This window comes from Nocardiopsis sp. NPDC101807 (assembly GCF_044766605.1).
In the GTDB taxonomy this organism is placed as follows: Bacteria; Actinomycetota; Actinomycetes; order Streptosporangiales; family Streptosporangiaceae; genus Nocardiopsis; species Nocardiopsis tropica.
Map to the genome: position 1 here is coordinate 496,568 of NZ_JBIWMK010000006.1, position 15,716 is coordinate 512,283.

Sequence of the window (15,716 nt, forward strand, 5' to 3'; positions counted from 1 at the left end):
CCCATGTCTGAGACCTCCCACACCATGACGTTCCGTAAGAGCAGCTACAGCGGTGGCCAGACGCAGGATTGCGTGGAGGTGGCCGACTTTGATGGTGGTTCGGCAGTCCGCGACTCCCAGAACCCTGAGCTGGGCGTGATCGCCTTCCCCTCCACCGAGTGGGCTGCACTCCTGAGCACTACGACTCGCGATTAGCCGAGAGGGCACCATTGATGACCACCAGCACTCCCCACCTGAACTTCCGCAAGTCGAGCTACAGCAACCCGCAGAACTGTGTGGAGGTCGCTGATCTCCCGGGCGCTGCGGCCGTCCGGGACACCCAGTACCGCGAGTTGGGTCATCTCACGTTCGGCGCTGCCGAGTGGGCTGCACTCCTGAGCACCGCGATCCACGATTAGTCGAGAGGGCACCGTTGATGGCCGCCAGCGTTTCCCACCTGAACTTCCGCAAGTCGAGCTACAGCAACCCCTCGAACTGCGTGGAGTTCGCTGACGCGGGGGAGGGGACCGCTGCCGTGCGCGACTCACAGAACCCTCAACAGGGTCACTTCCTCCTGCCCGGCCGGGAGTGGAGCGCGCTCCTCGGAGCCGTCCGCCTGGAGTAGGTTCCAGTCGCCGGTCTGAGCCGGGATCGTCCTACGTCCTGACACCAGGAGGCGGGGCGGCCGACCATTCCTCAGGCCCCTCCGGGAACCGGGCCACCCGGTTTCCCGGGGCATCCAGCCACACCCGGTGGCCGCTCGCGTCCACCGTCAGCCCGAACCGCTCCACGCCCGGACGGCCCCGCTCCACCCACCACCGCCACGCCGCCTCGACCTCGTCCCAGAGTCTCCGGGGCCCCGACTGCCACACCTCACCCGGTACACCGGGCTCCCACCGCACGGCCGCCCATGACCGGTCGTCGAGCCCGTAGAACCAGGCGACGCCCCCGCCGTCCTGAGCCCGGAGCCGGTCCCCCACGGGGGAGTTCGCGCGGCGGGGATCGGGCTCCGGCGATCCCCGTTCGGGGCCTTCGCCGTTTCCGGGCCTACCCGGGCACCACGTCGTCCTCCGTCCCGGCGGCCTCCCGAACCGCTCCAGGAGACTCCCGCCGCCGGGCCAACAGCACGGCCACACCGATCGTGGCGGCCAGCGACAGGGCCGCGACACCCCAGGAGGCGATGTCCCAGGCCGCCGTGAGGTGTTCGGCCAGCGCCCCGGACCCGGGGCCCGTCAGGTCGCCGGCGGTCGCACGTGCGGCGATCTCGACCGATCCGGTGCGGGCAGCGACGACGCTGGTCAGCACGGCCCCGAAGACGGCGATGACCAGGGCCTCGGCACCGCCGCGCAGAGTGTTGAGGAAGCCCGCCGCCATACCCGCCTTGGCGGAGGGGACCAGAGTCATCGCCTGGCCGTCGGTGATGCCGAACGACAGGCCCATGCCGGTGCCTATCAGGGCCAAGGGCAGGGCCAGCGCCAGTGGGCCGATCTGCGGATGGAGGACGGTGAGCAGGCCGTTCCCCCCGGCGACGAACAGCAGGGCGAGAATGATCAGCCCCCGGGGCGGAACGCCCCTGGTGACGAGCCACCCGCCCAGGAGCGGGGTCACCAGGACCGGTGCCGTGAGCATGAGCATCATCAGGCCGGCGGTCTGGGCGCCCACCCCCTGGACCCCTTGGAGGTAGGTCGGCAGGAAGACCAGCACGCCGAGGAACCCGACCGACGTGGTCAGCGTGGCCAGGCACCACGCCATGAACGGGCCGTTGCGCACCAGGGCCAGGTCGAGCACCGGCTGTGCCACCCGGCGTTCGATGAGGAGGAAGAGCACGAGCAGCACCGCCCCGGCGCCCAGGGCGCCGAGCGCCTCCGGGCTCGTCCAGCCCGCCTCCGGCGCCTCGATGACCGCGAACATCACCAGGGCCAGACCGGCGATGAAGGTCGTCGCCCCGGCCCAGTCGACGCGCGGCCGGTCGGAGGCGCGCGACTCGGCGATGAACAGCGAGCCGCCCAGGATGAGCAGGCCGACCGCCGCGTAGACGAGGAACGCCGCCCGCCAGCCCACGGCCCCGACCAGCAGCCCCGACAGGGTCGGGCCGACGGCGATGCCGACCCCGGCCATGGTGCCCATGGCCGCGAAGGCACGGGTTCGAGCGGCCCCCTCGAAGAAGGTCGCCAGCAGCGCTCCGCCGCTGGCCATGATCGCGGCACCGCCGACACCGGCGGCCAGGCGGGCGGCGTCGAGGACGAGGATGTCACCGACCAGGGCGCCGACCGCGTTGCCCGCCGCGAAGACGATCGCCCCGGCGGCGAACAGCAGCCGTCTTCCGAACAGGTCGGCGAGGGAACCGCAGACGAGGGTGAACGCGGCGAAGGTGAGGTTGTACCCGGCCACCACCCAGTGGAGCGGGGCGCCGGAGGCCCCCAGGTCCGAGCCGATGCTCGGGACGGCCACCGCCGTTCCGGAGATCGACATGGCCACGACCAGTACGCCCGTCATGACGGCCGCCAGCAGCACTCCGGGGCGGGGCGTCCTCCGGGGCGGATCACTCGTCGCACGCACGTCTTTCTCCTCTGTGTCGGTGGACGTGGTCGACATTCTCGAACCTCAACTTCCGTTGAGGTCAAGGTGCGCTGGTAGGAGCCCCGGCCGTGCCGGGGCGAGGGGCGGGAAATCCTCTTCGGCGCGGCCCGACAGGGTGGGCTCCGAGAACTTCGGAGGAGCCCCGGGCATCCCGGGATGCCAAAAGGAAAACGGCCCCGGCAAGAGCCGGAGCCGTTCTGGGGATTGATGTAGGACAACGATGCGGTGATGCGGTGAAAGACCGAAAGAATGCGGACCCGGGACGCGGCGGTCCCACGCCCCGGCGGGGCCGCTAGATTTCCACGACCTTGTAGGTGAGCCAGTAGCTCGCGTCGTCACCCGTGAACGTGGTCTTCTTCTCACCCTGGCCCGCTTCTTCGGCCTGGATGTTCTCGCTGCCGAGGAAGTCGTCCGGGTCCGGGGTGTCCTCGTCCCAGAGCTCGACCTTTCCGGAACCGCCGTTCATTTTGACCATGCGGTCGATGTCCTTGGTCTGGCCGTCGTTGATCTCGACGACCCCCCAGAAGTTGGTGCCGTCCCACTTGAGGTAGGCGTTGTCAGGGCCGGTGTTGTCCTCGGTGGTGTTGCAGTGCAACTGGATGAACTTGACCCACTTCTCGGCCATGGCGTACTTCCCTAGCTTTTTGCGGCCTGCTGCATTCCGAGCGAGGGCAGGGAGTGCTTTTCGCAAGGCTCTTCGGAAGGGCAGGTTCCGGAAAGCGTGCAAGGGTGGGAAATACCCCATCGGCATCCTATGGGAATGAGGGAACTCCGAAGGATGGCGCCGTGGGCTTCTCGCCCCTCGTGCTTGTCCGGGCTGCTGCCCGAGACCAAACATTACTGAGATTCGATCGGCTGTGACGCTCTCGGCGTCGATGGCGGGGATTTTCCTTTCGGCCTTTCGGGTCTTTGGTGACGAAGAGTGCAAACTGAAACCGCCCCCCTTCCGGAAACCCTTTGAAAGGGTCTTCCGCAGAGGCGCTTTCGGAAGGTCCGTCTTGCGGCCGGGGGCAACCGCACCCGGTGTCCGCCCGAGCCCCGGGCGCTTCCCGTGCCGTCCCGGCGGGGCCGCTGACGGGGGAGTCACCGCGGCCGGGCAGCCCGGCCGCGGTTCCCCGCCAGGTGACCCCGTGCGTCAGTTCGGGCCGAGGGCCCGACCGAAGGCCTGGCCGTCCTCGGGCAGCACCTGGCCCCCGTCCACCACGAGGGACTGGCCGGTGATGAAGGAGGCCCCGGCGCTCGCCAGGAACACGCAGGCCGCGGCGATGTCCTCGACCTCGCCGACGCGTCCGACCGGAATGGCCGCGCGCATGCGTTCGAGGTAGTCCGGGCCCATCTCGTCCAGGCCCTCGGTGCGCACGTTGCCGGGGAGCACGGCGTTGACGGTGATGCCGCGGGGCGCGAGTTCCAGGGCGGCGCTGCGCATGAACCCCAGCTGGGCGGCCTTGGTGGCCCCGTAGTGGGACCAGCCCGCGTACCCGGTCAGCGGCCCCGTGATGGAGGACGTGATCACCACCCGCCCCCGGCCGGAGGCCGTCAGGGCCTCCACCGCGGCCTGCACCATCAGCACGGTGCCCTTGACGTTGGTGTCGAGGACCCGGTCGAGTTCGTCCTCGCCCATCGACACCAGCGGCGAGGAGGGGAAGATCCCGGCGTTGGCGCAGAGCACGTCAAGCCCGCCGCTGTCCGCCACGACCTCCTCCACGATGCGGGCGCAGTCGGCCGCCCTGGCCACGTCCCCCACCGCCCACCGCGCCCCCGGGACGCCCTCGGCGGCCTCACGGGTCCTGGCCTCGTCGCGGCCCACGATCACCACCCGGTCCCCGGCCTCCGCGAACCCCTTGGCGATGCCGAGCCCGATGCCCCTGGTACCGCCGGTCACCAGAACTGTTCTGCCCACAGCCGTCTCCCGCCATCCCGTTGGTCACTGCCCTCCCGGTGCTCTCGGACGGTGCCGTCCCGCCCGCCCCGACTTCTCCGGGCGGGCCACCGAGCCCCTCCACGATCCCCCCTCCGGTCGGCGCCGCGGCGGCCGGTCCCCGGGTTCCGTGCCGCCGTGCCCGCCGTGCCCGAAACCCGGAGGCCGGGGGCAGGGCCGCCGACCGCGCGGGAAAAGGGTGACGCCCCCGTGCCCGGCGGCACGGGGGCGTCACCGGTCCCGGTCCGCCGCGCCGCCGCGACCCGTTCCCGCGCCCCACACGCGGAACGGGTCCCGGCGACGGCAGGCGGACCGGGCGTCCGGAGGGCCCGCCCTCCGGGCCGGGCACGGGGCCGCCGCGGGGCGGTTTCCCGGATCCGATCCCGGCCCGGAGGCGCCCGCCCGCGTGCGCGGGCGGTGCGGGCCGCGGCGTCAGAACGCCGTGAGGGTGATCTCGAAGGCGGAGGGCCCGTGGTCCTGGATGTAGGACGCGAAGTCCTCCACGTCGTCGAAGGCGAACCCGTAGGCCTTGCCGTCCACGGTGTTCGCGTGGAAGACGGCGGCGTAGTGGTTGGCGATCTCCGACTGGTAGAAGCCTGCCGGGTCGTCGGTCGGCTGCTGGGCGGCGGCCAGCAGGGTCGCCCTGTTGAACGCGGCGCCCAGGATGGCGGCGACGGGCCCGGTGATCCCGTCGTTGGGGGCGGCCAGGTTGCCGTCGCAGAAGAGGACGTCCCTGGTCGAGGGCCGGGAGATCGGCGCGACGCCCCCGTCGAAGACCAGCTGCTCGCCCTGCACGCGGCCGGTGAAGGTCCCGGCGTTCGTGGTGACCGTCAGGTCGGTGGACGCGTAGTGCGACCAGACCTGGTCGATGTAGGGGTCGAAGTAGTCCGCGGGGAACAGCCCCTGGTCGAGGGCGTGCCCGGGGGCGATCACCCGCAGGTCGTCGTACACCAGGGAGGAGAAGACCGGGTCCGCCGAGAGCGTCTCGAACACGGCGGCCCGCCCGCCCGGCTTGAACGTGCCGGTGGTCTGGTCGGCGTCGCCGGTCAGCCGGATGCCGATGGGCACGCTGAACTGGTCGACCATGCTGGTGTTGCAGAACATCCCGGCGTCGTTGTGGGTGAACTCGACCGAGTCGTGCAGCACGTCGAAGCCGTGGTCGCTCTCCACCCAGCCGGCGGGGAGCTGGAGCGCGGGCGTGCCGTCGCCCCCGATGACGATGCGGATGCCGAGCTTGCCGCCGAGCGCGAGGTAGATGCGCCCCGACATGTAGGGGAGCGTCATGCCGGCGAGGGCGTCGAGCGGGATCGAGTAGTCGGTGTACCCGTTGTCGGTGTTGTCGCCCTCGCTGACGGGGTGGGGCGTCCCGGAGGCGTCGACCCACACGTGCTGGTTCGTGGTCAGGTCGGTGCCCACGACGTAGACGAGCACCTCTCCGTCGGCGAACCGGCCGGTGTTGTTGACGATGCTGACCGGGAGCGCTCCCGGATTGGCCAGGGCGGAGGAGTCCGACCTGAGCGACGCCTGGGTCGGGGCCGGGGCGCAGCCGCCGAGGAGGGGGACCCCCACGGCCAGGGTGGCGCCCCCGAGGAAAAGCCTGCGGTCGATCATGAGGTCTCCTTGGTAGCGGGTCAGAGACTGGAAACTAAGTGATCATTTAGTCACGCTTGCGTCAACAGGGGTAACGGTGCGTGCTTCTGGTGCGGGGGAGTTTTCCGAGGCGGAAGGCTGTGCGTGTGACGCAGCTCACCTTTCATGGTGGGAGGGGTGAAGAGCTCGGAACCCCCTGTGGCGGCGCTACGCGGGCGCGGCCGACCGCCCAGGAGCGGGGCCGTACCCTCGGGAGGGAACCGTCGGGTGCGCCCCGGAGTCGTATCCCCGGCAACGCCCGCGGACCGTCCGTGATCCCGACGACAAGGAACCTCCCCGTGTATCCCCCTGCTCCCAGACCTCCCATGCCGACCGTCCTCAAGGCGGTCAGGGTCATCCTGATCATCCGGGCGGTCATCGCCGTCCTCCTCTACGGGACGGCCTTCCTCGGCCTCCTCGTCCTCATGACGCTGCCCGCCGCCGAGGTCGAGGCCGCGGCGGGAATGCCCGTGGCGGCCCTCGTTGCGGCCCTGGTCGTCGGCCTCCTCATCACCGGCTTCGAGATCTACGTCATCGCGGACATGGGCAAGGGCGGACCCCGGGCCCGCACCCTCCTGCGCGTCGTGATCGGCCTCGCGCTGGCCAACGCGGTCCTCGGCATCATGACCGGTTCCAACCCCGCACTCGGGCTGGGCCTGGCGATCGCCGTGCTGTGTCTGATCGAGGGCCCGTCCTCGAAGGAGTGGTTCCGGGCCACCGACCCGAACGCCCCCGCCGGCCCCCCGCCGGTCCAGGGCGGATATCCGCAGCCCGGTCACCCCGAGCAGGGCGGATACACCGGCCACCCCGGGCAGATCGGCCAGGGCCACCCGCAGCCCGGCCACCCCGGGCAGGGCGGATACCCCGGCCACCCCGGCTACCCCGGATACCCGGGGCAGCCGAACCAGCCCGGTCCGGGCGGCCACTAGCCGTTCCGGCGTCCCGGGGAGCCCGCCGTCCGCGCGACGGGCTCCCCGGGCGGGACCGTCCGGCCGGGCCCCGCCGATCGTCGTGTCGGCCGTGCCCACCGCATCCGTTCAGACCGTGAAGTCGAAGACGTCGCCGTCGAAGGCGTTGTAGGCGGGGTAGTCGAGCAGTTCGTAGAGGCGCCTGCGGGTCTGCATCCGGTCGACCAGGCCCGCCTGGGTGCCCTCGTCGCGCAGGGTCCGCAGCCCGTCCTCGACCGCGCCCATGGCCAGGCGGAGCGTGGTGACCGGGTAGATCACCATGTTCATCCCGAGGGACTCCAGCTGTTGGGCGGTCAGCAGCTCGCTCTTGCCGAACTCGGTCATGTTGGCGAGCAGCGGCACGTCCACCGCCGCGCGGAACGCCTCGAAGTCGGCGGGGCCGCGCATCGCCTCCGGGAAGACCATGTCGGCGCCCGCGTCCACGTAGGCCCGCGCGCGCTCGATCGCGGCGTCCAGGCCCTCCACCGCGGCGGCGTCGGTGCGCGCGCAGATGACGAACCCGTCGTCGCGCCGGGCGCTCACCGCCGCCCGGATCCGCCGGACCATCTCGTCGGCGCCGACGACCGCCTTGCCGTCCAGGTGGCCGCAGCGCTTGGGGTTCACCTGGTCCTCCAGGTGGCACCCGGCGAGCCCCGCGTCCTCCAGGGCCTGGACGGTGCGGGCCGCGTTCATGGGCTCCCCGAAGCCCGTGTCCGCGTCGATGAGCGTGGGCAGGTCGGTCACCCGGGCGATCTGGCCGCCCCGCGTCGCGACCTCGGACAGCGTGGTCAGGCCGATGTCGGGCAGGGCCAGGTCGGCGGCCACGACCGCGCCCGACACGTACGCGCCGTCGAAGCCGAGCTCCTGGACGAGCACCGCCGTGAGCGGGTTGACCGCGCCGGGGACGCGCAACAGGCGTCCCGAGGACAGGGCCTCGCGCAGGGCGCGGCGCTTCTCGTGCGGGGCGGTACGGGCGTGCAGCATCAGGGGATTCCTTCCGATCCGGAGGGGTCGCCGGGCGCGGTCGCCCGGTCCTCCCCGAAGGACAGCAGACGGCACTTCCCCCCGGCGAACCCGGGTGGGTGTTCCACGAGGTCGGGGGAGAGGCCCTACCCGGTGGCGGTCCCCCCGCCGCACGAGGGGACGTCGGAGGACAGGGTCCGCTCGGACGCGTCGTAGCAGAGCCCGGTCGGCGGGACCCCGGACACGTCCGGCACGTAGTCCGGGCTCGCGAGGACGAGCAGGCCCTCGTCGGGCGCCCCGTCGAAGGTCACCGCGAACGCGCTGCCCGCCCCGACCTCCCCGTCGGCCTCCACCCCGGACGGCGCCAGGGGCCCCTCGCCGCCGGTGACGGCGAGCATCGACGGGACGTCGTCGCCGAGCTCGACCTCCATGAGGTCGACGGTGAACGCGAACCGGACGCCGCCGGGGGTCGCGTCGACCGAGTCCACGGACATGCTGAACGCGCTCTCGAACGAGTCGGACGAGGCCGCGAAGGACGGCCGGTCGCCGGGTGCGGCCTCGGCGGGGTTCACCACCGGGTCCCCGCCGGTCTGGGCCGCGGTCCACCACTCGACGTTGTGCCCGTCCGTCCGGACGTCCGACCGCGTCCAGCCGGCGTGCGCCTCCGCTCCGTTCCCGGCCGCGTCCTGCGCGGGTCCGTGCGCCGCCCCGGCCGCGCCGTCGCCCGGCCCGGGGGCGAGGACGCGGGCCGCCGCAGCTCCCCCCGCCACGGCCGTCACGAGGAGCAGGGCGGCGCCCGCGGCGAGGAGCGCGCGGGGGCGCCGGGGCCGGGGCGCGGCGGGGAGGCCCTCCCGGACCTCGCGCCAGGAGCGCTCCAGGGCCCTGTCGACGGACGCCGCCACCTCGTCCGAGGGCAGGTCGAGGGGGGTTCCCGTCAGGGACGACACCAGCTGGGCCGCGGTGGGCCTGCGCCCCGGCTCCTTGTCCAGGGCGGCCGACACGAACGGGAGCAGCCGGGCGGGGACCGCGGACAGGTCGGGCTCCTCCCTGAGCACCCGGTACACGAGCGCGTCCGCGGGCCCCGTCCCGAACGGCGGGCGCCCGGACGCGGCGTGGGCGACCAGCGCGCCCCACGCGAACACGTCGGCGGCGGGGGAGGGCGGGGCCCCGCGCAACAGCTCGGGCGCGATCCACCCGGGCGTGCCGAACAGCCCCCCGGTCCTGGTCAGCACGGTCTCGTCCAGGGCCCGCGAGATGCCGAAGTCCAGCACCTTCGGCCCCTCGGGGGAGAGCATGACGTTGCCGGGCTTGAGGTCGCGGTGGACGATCCCGGCGGCGTGGACGGCGCGCAGCGCCTCGGCGGTCCCGACCGCCAGCCCGTCGAGCGGGGCGCCGGCGAGCGGCCCGTGGGTCCGCACGTGGTCGGACAGGGTCCGGCCGGGCACGAACTCCGTGGCCAGCCACGGGTTCCCGCCGTCGACCCCGGCGGCCACGAAGGCGGGCACGGCGCGGCTGCGCACGCGGCGGAGCAGGCGGACCTCGCGCGTGAAGCGGTCCCTCAGCGCGGGGTCCTCCGCCAGGTCGGCCCGGATGACCTTGACGGCGGCGTAACCGCCCCGCCCGGCCGACGCCGCGTAGACGGTGCCCATGCCCCCGCTGCCGATCCGGCCCACGACGCGGAAGGCGCCCACGGCGGCCGGGTCGCCGGGGCGGACGGGTGCGAAGCTCACAGGCCGTCCTCCCCCGCCACCGAGTCGAAGGTGGGACAGGGGTCGCCGTCGAACGACCCGTCCATGGTGCTCGTCGAGACCTGGGTCCAGGCCGTCCCGCACATGTAGGCGCCCTGGCTCCGCACCGCCGCGTACTCCCCGCTCGGGGCCGCCCCGGGGTCGGGGCGGTAGGCGACCAGGACGGAGCTGGGCGCGTCGGGCACGTCGAACGAGAACTCCGCGGTGGGGTCGGACGGCGTCAGCTCGGCGAGCGTCCGGCCCTCCACGCGGTAGTCCTCCCTGCCGTCGTCGGGGTCCTCGGGCACGGACTCCAGGCCGGGGCCGACCTCGTAGAGGGTGATGTCGTCGGAGCGGAGCGTGTAGTCGCCGCTGTCGGGCAGGTAGGTGATGTCCCCGCTGACGGTGAGGCCGTCCGACCCCTCCAGGGCGGCGGTGTCGAGGTAGGTGACGTAGATGTTCATGGTCGCGATGGCGTGGTCCTCACGGGCGAACCCCTCGGGCGGCTCGTACGTCCACCCGGCGAACCCGTCGGCGGCCCCCATGTCCCCGGAGGGGTCCGCGAGGACCATCATCACGTTGTCGCCGGGGACGGTCACCGCCAGCTCCCCGGAGGCGGAGGCCGGAGCGGCGTCGCCCTCCGCGCCCCCCGTCCGGCCGAAGCGGTCCCCCGCGTACCAGGCGCCCCCGACGACCAGCACGAGCGCTGCGAGCGCGGCCCCGGCCGCCGCCCACGGGCGGCCCCCGCGTCCGGGCCGTCCGGGCGGACGGACCGCCCCCCGGGCGGGGGGCGCGGAGGGGCGGACCGGGGCAGGGACCACCGTGGCCGGGGCGGGCGGCGCCTCCCACCCGTCCGCGATCACCACGGTGACCAGGGCGGTCGTCTCCTCGTGTCCGGCGGCGGCGCCGAGGCGCGGACCGAGGAGGCCCGCCAGGAGCGCGGGGACGGTGAGGCGCCGGCCGGGGTCGCGGGCGAGCGCGCCCCGCACCAGGCCGAGCAGGTTCTCCGGCACGCCGTCGAGGTCGGGTTCGCCCTCCAGGATGCGCAGGGCGGCGGACTCGGCGGAGCCCGCCCCGAACGGGGCCCGGCCGGTGGCGGCGAAGGCCACCAGGCAGCCCCACGCGAACACGTCGGCGGCCGGGCCGGGCCGCGCCCCGCGCAGCAGTTCCGGGGCGACCCACCCCGGGGTGCCGAACAGGCCGCCGGTGCGCGTGATCGCGGTCTCGTCCAGGGCTCGGGCGATGCCGAAGTCCAGCACCTTGGGTCCGTCCCCGGAGAGGACGACGTTGCCGGGCTTGAGGTCGCGGTGGACGATCCCGGCGGCGTGGACGGCGCGCAGCGCCTCCGCGACGCCGGCGGCGAAGGCGTGCAGCGGGGCGCCGGCCAGCGGCCCGTGTTCGCCCACGTGCTGCCGCAGGGTCGGGCCCGGGGCGTACTCGGTGGCGAGCCACGGCTGCCCGGCCCGGGTGTCGCTCGCCACGAACCGCGGCACGCAGGGGTTGACCACCCGTCGGACCAGCGAGGCCTCCCGGTGGAACCGGGCCCGGAAGTCCCGGTCGGCGGCCAGGTCGGCGTGGACCAGTTTGACGGCGACCAGCCGGCCGGAGGGGTCGGCGGCGGCGTAGACCGCGCCCATGCCCCCGCTGCCCAGGCGACCGACGGTGCGGTAGCCCCCGACCGTTCGGGGGTCGCCCGGGAGGAGGGGAGGGAACGGGGGGCGGTGGGACGTCACGGAACTCCGATGGGACCGGGGAAGGGGTGGCGGGGGTCAGAATGCTACCTCCGGCGCGGGGGAGCCGGGCTCGGAGGGGGAGCGCCGCCCCGGCCCCCGCGTGGTTCACGGGGGCGTCGGGCACGTTGCCGCCCGCGTCGGCGCAGGCGTCCACGGCCTCGTCGATCCCGGCGCCGCCCCGCCCGGGGCGGCCGTCGCCCATGACACCTGTCACGGTCACCTCCTGACGGACGGCCTACGCCCTCCCCTCCGATCCGGGACAGCCTGGAAGCCCACACCGGAGGAGAGCGATGATCAGCGTTCGCGGACTGACCAAGAGGTACGGGGAGAACCTGGCGGTGGACGGCCTGACCTTCACCGTGGCCCCCGGCCGTGTGACGGGCTTCCTCGGCCCCAACGGGGCCGGCAAGAGCACGACCCTGCGGATGGTCCTCGGCCTGGACACCCCCACGTCGGGGACCGCCCTGGTCGGGGGGACCGCGTACCGGCGGCTCGCCGCGCCCGCGCGGGAGGTCGGGGCCCTGCTCGACCCCGCAGCCGCCGACCCCGGGCGCACGGGGGCGAACCACCTGCTGTGGCTGGCCCGCGCGGGCGGCATCGGCCGCGCGCGGGTGGACGAGGTGCTCGGCCTCGTCGGGCTGGAGGAGGTCGGCGGGCGCAGGATCCGCCACTACTCGCTCGGGATGCGGCAGCGGCTCGGCATCGCCGCCGCGCTGCTCGGGGACCCGGGCGTGCTCCTGCTGGACGAGCCCCTCAACGGACTGGACCCCGAGGGCATCGTCTGGACGCGCCGCCTGCTGAAGGGGTTCGCCGAGGAGGGGCGCACCGTCCTCCTGTCGAGCCACCTGATGAACGAGATGGAGGCCACCGCCGACCACGTGCTGGTCATCGGAGGCGGGAGGCTCGTCGCGGACGTCGGCCTCGCCGAACTGGTCGCCACCGGTGCGGGCACGCGGGTCGAGGCCGTCTCGCCGCGCGCGGACGAACTGGCCGCCCTTCTGCGCCGCGAGGGCGCGACGGTGGCCGGAGGAGGGGGCGGCCGGATCGCCGTGACCGGGGCCGACGCCGTCCGGGTGGGCGACCTGGCCGCCCGGCACGGGATCCCCGTGCACGAGCTGGTGCCGGTCCGGGCCCGGCTGGAGGACGCGTTCATGGCCCTCACCCGGGGTCAGGGCGGCCACGAGGGCCGGGCCGAGGGGCCCGGGTCCGCCGGAGCCGCAGGTGCGAACCACCGGAAGCCGCAAGGAAGGGAGACGGTCCGATGACCGCCGTGGACCACCGTCGACCCACCGCCAGGGACACCGTGGCGGCGGAGTGGACCAAACTGGCGGGCCTGCCCCGCAACCGCCGGACGGCGGCGGGGGCCGTCGCGCTCGCGCTCCTGGTCGCCGCCCTGTTCTGCCTGACCTTCGGCGCCACGACCGGGGTCCCGCTGGCCGAACAGCCGGTCTTCGACGTCCTGACCGCCGGACTGCTCGGCGTCGACGCCGCCGCCCTGGTGCTGGCGGTGCTCGCCGCGGCGGGCACCGGGGGCGAGTACGCGACGGGGATGATCCGGACCACGTTCACGGCCACGCCCTCCCGGGGGCGCGTGCTCGTCGCCCGGGCCCTGGTCGCGGCAGCCGCCTCCTGGGCTGTGTCGCTCGCCGCGGCGGTCGGCGCGGCCCTGGTCAGCCTGCTGGTCCTGTGGCTCTCCGGGCTCCCGGTCTGGGACGCGACCGAACCGGCGGTGTGGCGGGTCGTGCTCGGCGCCTCGCTGATGGGACCGTTCTACGCGCTGGCGGCGGTGGCCCTCGCCGACCTCACCCGGTCCACGGCGGGCGGCGTGGCGGGGGTGGCGGCCCTGCTGGTCGCGCCCACCGTCGCGGGCTGGCTGCCGGGAGGACAGGCGGTCGTGCCGTTCCTGCCGGGGGAGGCCGTCCACGTGCTCGCGGGGATCACGGGACCGGGACAGGACCACGCGAACCCGTGGACCGCACCGGCGGTCCTGACGGTGTGGGCGGTCGCGCTCCTCCTGCCCGCCCTCGGCGCGAACCGGCGCAGGGACACCTGAGGGCTCAGAGCCAGCCGTTGCGCTCGGCGACCCGGGCCGCCTCCGCTCGCGTCCGGGTCCCCGTCTTGCCGATCGCCGACGACAGGTGGTTGCGCAGCGTCCCCCGGCTCATCCCGAGGGAGCGGGCGAGCGCGGCCACGTCGTCGCCCCCGGCCGCCACGGCCGCCAGGACCTCGCGCTCGCGCGGGGTCAGCGGGCTCGTGCCGTGCGCGAGCGACTCCACCGCCAGGGCGGGGTCCACCACCCGCAGCCCCCGGTGGACCCGGCGGACCGCGTCCACCAGGTCCTCGGGGGAGGCGTCCTTGACCACGAACCCGGTCGCCCCCGCCGCCAGGGCCCGGGACAGGTAGCCGGGGCGGCCGAACGTCGTGCACATGAGCACGCGGCAGCCCGGCAGGGCCGCCACCAGTGCGGCGCAGACGCCGATCCCGTCCCCGTCCGGCATCTGCACGTCCAGCACGGCCACGTCGGGCCGGACGCGGCGCGCCTCGGCCAGCGCCGTCGCGCCGGTCCCCGCCCGGGCCACGACCTCGATGTCGGCCTCCAGGTCCAGCACGGTGGCGAGGGCCCCTCGCACGAGGGCCTGGTCGTCCGCGACGAGGACCCTGATCGTCCCGCTCATCCCCGCTCCCCGTCACCGTCGGCGCCGCGCGCCGTGTCCCCCGCCGCGCCGTCCGGTGGGACGGCGGGGGCGACCGTGTCCCCGGACAGGTCGCCGGTCCCCGCCCGGGGGGCCTCCTGCCCGGCGCCGTCCGGGGCCGCCGGGAGCTCGGCGCGGACGAGGAGCCCGCCGCCGGGCCGCGGCTCCACGGTCAGGGCGCCGCCCGCCCCGGTGACGCGGTCCTCCAGCCCGAGCAGGCCGTCGCCGGGCACGACCCCGCCGGGCCGGGCGCGGCCGTCGTCGCCGACCTCGATCCAGCCCGGCCCCAGGGCGACGCGCACCCGGGACGCCCCGGAGTGGCGGACCACGTTGGTGACCGCCTCCCGCAGCACGAACCCCAGGACCTCGTCGACCGCGTCGGCGTCGGGGCCGCCGGTACCGTCGGGGCCGCCCGTCCCGTCGCGGCGGAGGACGGCCGCCCCTGAGGACCCGGCGGAACCGGGGCCCGCGGCGTCCGCGCCCGGCGGCAGTTCGAGGGCCACGCCGGCCGCGCTCAGCACCGCCTCGGCGCGCAGGAGCTCGGCCGACAGGGTGACCCGGCGCGACCCGGAGACGGCGGCGCGCACCTCGGCCAGCGACCGCCGGCCCAGGTCCTCCAGGTCCCGCAGCTCCGCCGCCGCCCGGTCGGCGTCGCCCGTGGACTCCAGGATCCTGCGTCCCACGCCGGCCTTGAGCACGATGGTCGTGAGGCTGTGCCCCAGCAGGTCGTGCAGGTCGCGGGCGAAGCGCTCGCGCTCCCGGAGCACGGCGAGCTGCGCGGCCTGGTCCCGGGCGCGGCGGAGTTCGGCGTTGGCCTCCACCAGCCGCACGGCCAGGGCCGTGGCGACGGTGACGGTGGTGATGATGACGAGGTTGCCGAACTGCTCGCCCACCCGCCCGGTGACCAGGGCCAGGGCGGTCACGCCCACCACGGCGAGGACGGTGGCCCACAGCGTGGGGCGCAGGGGCAGTATCGCGGCGGTGACGGCGAGCCCGAAGACGAGGACCCACGAGTGCGGCAGCCCGAGGACCGCGAACAGCGCGCAACCCAGCAGGAGCAGGGCGGCGCAGGCCAGATGCCGTGCGGTGCCCCCCAGGCGCGGGGCCAGGGGGACGGCCGCGGCGCACCCGGCGACGTAGGCCGCCGCGAGGACGGCGGCGAGCGTCCGCAGGGCCGGGGAACCGGCCCCGTCCAGGGCGCGGAGCCACTCGGGCAGGATCACCGCGTTGAACAGCAGTGTCAGGCCCACGGACAGGACCAGGGTCCGGCCGGGGCCGGACCCCTCCGACACCGTTTCCGCAGCCTCGCCCATGCGTCGCATCCTATGGGGCGCGGCCCCCCGGCGGGCGCGTGGCCGTGCAGGGGGTTCGCACGTCACAGGAGGGTGCGCGCGTCCTCGGCCGCGCACCGGGCGGTTCCCGCAGCTACGGGTCGGGGGGCGGCGGCGGGTGTGGGCGCCAGCCGTTTCAGGGCGTCCCCGCGGTCGGGGGTCGGGGACCCCGTACCGAGTGTGGGCGCCAGCCGTCCCAGGGCGTCCCCGCGGCTG

Annotated in this window: 15 protein-coding genes; 6 read left to right on the plus strand and 9 right to left on the minus strand. The window is 74.6% G+C overall.

The features are described from left to right. Positions 1-3: 3 nt before the first annotated feature. Genes ACIRPH_RS21085 through ACIRPH_RS21095 form a run of 3 tightly spaced genes read left to right on the plus strand, consistent with a single transcriptional unit; the run spans position 4 to position 604 of the window. Positions 4-195, plus strand: a complete 192-nt coding sequence (locus tag ACIRPH_RS21085; protein ID WP_402916777.1) for a DUF397 domain-containing protein — start codon at positions 4-6, stop codon at positions 193-195. A 17-nt stretch (positions 196-212) separates the two neighbouring features. Then, positions 213-398, plus strand: coding sequence for a DUF397 domain-containing protein (locus ACIRPH_RS21090; RefSeq protein ID WP_402916779.1), 186 nt, complete (start codon positions 213-215; stop codon positions 396-398). A gap of 17 nt (positions 399-415) precedes the next feature. Next, positions 416-604, plus strand: coding sequence for a DUF397 domain-containing protein (locus tag ACIRPH_RS21095; RefSeq protein ID WP_402916781.1), 189 nt, complete (start codon positions 416-418; stop codon positions 602-604). Between the two features lie 422 nt (positions 605-1,026). Here ACIRPH_RS21095 and ACIRPH_RS21100 read toward each other — a convergent pair whose 3' ends face one another. The 4 genes from ACIRPH_RS21100 to ACIRPH_RS21115 all read right to left on the minus strand — a co-directional run bounded on the left by ACIRPH_RS21100 (position 1,027) and on the right by ACIRPH_RS21115 (position 6,088). Continuing rightward, on the minus strand, positions 1,027-2,538 hold the full coding sequence (locus ACIRPH_RS21100) for an MFS transporter (protein WP_402916783.1): 1,512 nt from the start codon (positions 2,536-2,538) through the stop codon (positions 1,027-1,029). Positions 2,539-2,851: 313 nt separating this feature from the next. After that, on the minus strand, positions 2,852-3,184 hold the full coding sequence (locus ACIRPH_RS21105) for a hypothetical protein (protein ID WP_402916785.1): 333 nt from the start codon (positions 3,182-3,184) through the stop codon (positions 2,852-2,854). 510 nt (positions 3,185-3,694) lie between these two features. Beyond that, the gene (gene fabG / locus ACIRPH_RS21110) at positions 3,695-4,459 is read right to left on the minus strand and encodes a 3-oxoacyl-ACP reductase FabG (RefSeq protein ID WP_402916787.1); all 765 of its coding nucleotides are present in this window, start codon (positions 4,457-4,459) and stop codon (positions 3,695-3,697) included. A gap of 450 nt (positions 4,460-4,909) precedes the next feature. Beyond that, positions 4,910-6,088 (minus strand): beta-1,3-glucanase family protein, encoded by a 1,179-nt coding sequence (locus ACIRPH_RS21115; protein ID WP_402916789.1) that lies wholly within the window; start codon positions 6,086-6,088, stop codon positions 4,910-4,912. A gap of 317 nt (positions 6,089-6,405) precedes the next feature. Between ACIRPH_RS21115 and ACIRPH_RS21120 the strand changes: the two genes are divergently transcribed. After that, entirely contained in the window at positions 6,406-7,035 is a 630-nt protein-coding gene (locus tag ACIRPH_RS21120) for a hypothetical protein (protein WP_402916791.1), read from the plus strand. A 108-nt stretch (positions 7,036-7,143) separates the two neighbouring features. Here ACIRPH_RS21120 and prpB read toward each other — a convergent pair whose 3' ends face one another. The 3 genes from prpB to ACIRPH_RS21135 form a co-directional block, all read right to left on the minus strand. Further along, positions 7,144-8,037: a methylisocitrate lyase gene (gene prpB / locus ACIRPH_RS21125; RefSeq protein WP_402916793.1), complete on the minus strand. Its 894-nt coding sequence runs from the start codon at positions 8,035-8,037 to the stop codon at positions 7,144-7,146. Between the two features lie 125 nt (positions 8,038-8,162). Continuing rightward, positions 8,163-9,746, minus strand: coding sequence for a serine/threonine-protein kinase (locus ACIRPH_RS21130; protein WP_402916795.1), 1,584 nt, complete (start codon positions 9,744-9,746; stop codon positions 8,163-8,165). Beyond that, complete coding sequence (locus tag ACIRPH_RS21135) at positions 9,743-11,476, minus strand: protein kinase (RefSeq protein ID WP_402916797.1); 1,734 nt, start codon at positions 11,474-11,476, stop codon at positions 9,743-9,745. Before ACIRPH_RS21135 ends, ACIRPH_RS21130 begins: the two co-directional genes overlap by 4 nt. Before the next feature lie 290 nt (positions 11,477-11,766). Here ACIRPH_RS21135 and ACIRPH_RS21140 point away from each other — a divergent pair, with 290 nt between their 5' ends. Together ACIRPH_RS21140 and ACIRPH_RS21145 are read left to right on the plus strand one after the other, a co-directional pair. Then, positions 11,767-12,741 (plus strand): ABC transporter ATP-binding protein, encoded by a 975-nt coding sequence (locus ACIRPH_RS21140; RefSeq protein WP_402916799.1) that lies wholly within the window; start codon positions 11,767-11,769, stop codon positions 12,739-12,741. Continuing rightward, the gene (locus ACIRPH_RS21145; protein WP_402916801.1) at positions 12,738-13,529 is read left to right on the plus strand and encodes an ABC transporter; all 792 of its coding nucleotides are present in this window, start codon (positions 12,738-12,740) and stop codon (positions 13,527-13,529) included. The genes ACIRPH_RS21140 and ACIRPH_RS21145 overlap by 4 nt, the downstream gene beginning before the upstream one ends. 4 nt (positions 13,530-13,533) lie before the next feature. Here the strand turns inward: ACIRPH_RS21145 and ACIRPH_RS21150 are convergent, their stop codons facing one another. Together ACIRPH_RS21150 and ACIRPH_RS21155 are read right to left on the minus strand one after the other, a co-directional pair. Beyond that, on the minus strand, positions 13,534-14,151 hold the full coding sequence (locus tag ACIRPH_RS21150; RefSeq protein WP_402916803.1) for a response regulator: 618 nt from the start codon (positions 14,149-14,151) through the stop codon (positions 13,534-13,536). After that, on the minus strand, positions 14,148-15,482 hold the full coding sequence (locus ACIRPH_RS21155; protein WP_402916805.1) for a sensor histidine kinase: 1,335 nt from the start codon (positions 15,480-15,482) through the stop codon (positions 14,148-14,150). The genes ACIRPH_RS21150 and ACIRPH_RS21155 overlap by 4 nt, the downstream gene beginning before the upstream one ends. Positions 15,483-15,716: the final 234 nt, after the last annotated feature.

Bases quoted from the DNA above. Each gene is read 5' to 3' on its own strand.
- prpB (WP_402916793.1), bottom strand. From the start codon at position 8,037: ATGCTGCACGCCCGTACCGCCCCGCACGAGAAGCGCCGCGCCCTGCGC.
- ACIRPH_RS21145 (WP_402916801.1), top strand. From the start codon at position 12,738: ATGACCGCCGTGGACCACCGTCGACCCACCGCCAGGGACACCGTGGCG.
- ACIRPH_RS21095 (WP_402916781.1), top strand. From the start codon at position 416: ATGGCCGCCAGCGTTTCCCACCTGAACTTCCGCAAGTCGAGCTACAGC.
- ACIRPH_RS21155 (WP_402916805.1), bottom strand. From the start codon at position 15,482: ATGGGCGAGGCTGCGGAAACGGTGTCGGAGGGGTCCGGCCCCGGCCGG.
- ACIRPH_RS21150 (WP_402916803.1), bottom strand. From the start codon at position 14,151: ATGAGCGGGACGATCAGGGTCCTCGTCGCGGACGACCAGGCCCTCGTG.
- ACIRPH_RS21105 (WP_402916785.1), bottom strand. From the start codon at position 3,184: ATGGCCGAGAAGTGGGTCAAGTTCATCCAGTTGCACTGCAACACCACC.
- ACIRPH_RS21085 (WP_402916777.1), top strand. From the start codon at position 4: ATGTCTGAGACCTCCCACACCATGACGTTCCGTAAGAGCAGCTACAGC.
- ACIRPH_RS21090 (WP_402916779.1), top strand. From the start codon at position 213: ATGACCACCAGCACTCCCCACCTGAACTTCCGCAAGTCGAGCTACAGC.
- ACIRPH_RS21140 (WP_402916799.1), top strand. From the start codon at position 11,767: ATGATCAGCGTTCGCGGACTGACCAAGAGGTACGGGGAGAACCTGGCG.
- ACIRPH_RS21115 (WP_402916789.1), bottom strand. From the start codon at position 6,088: ATGATCGACCGCAGGCTTTTCCTCGGGGGCGCCACCCTGGCCGTGGGG.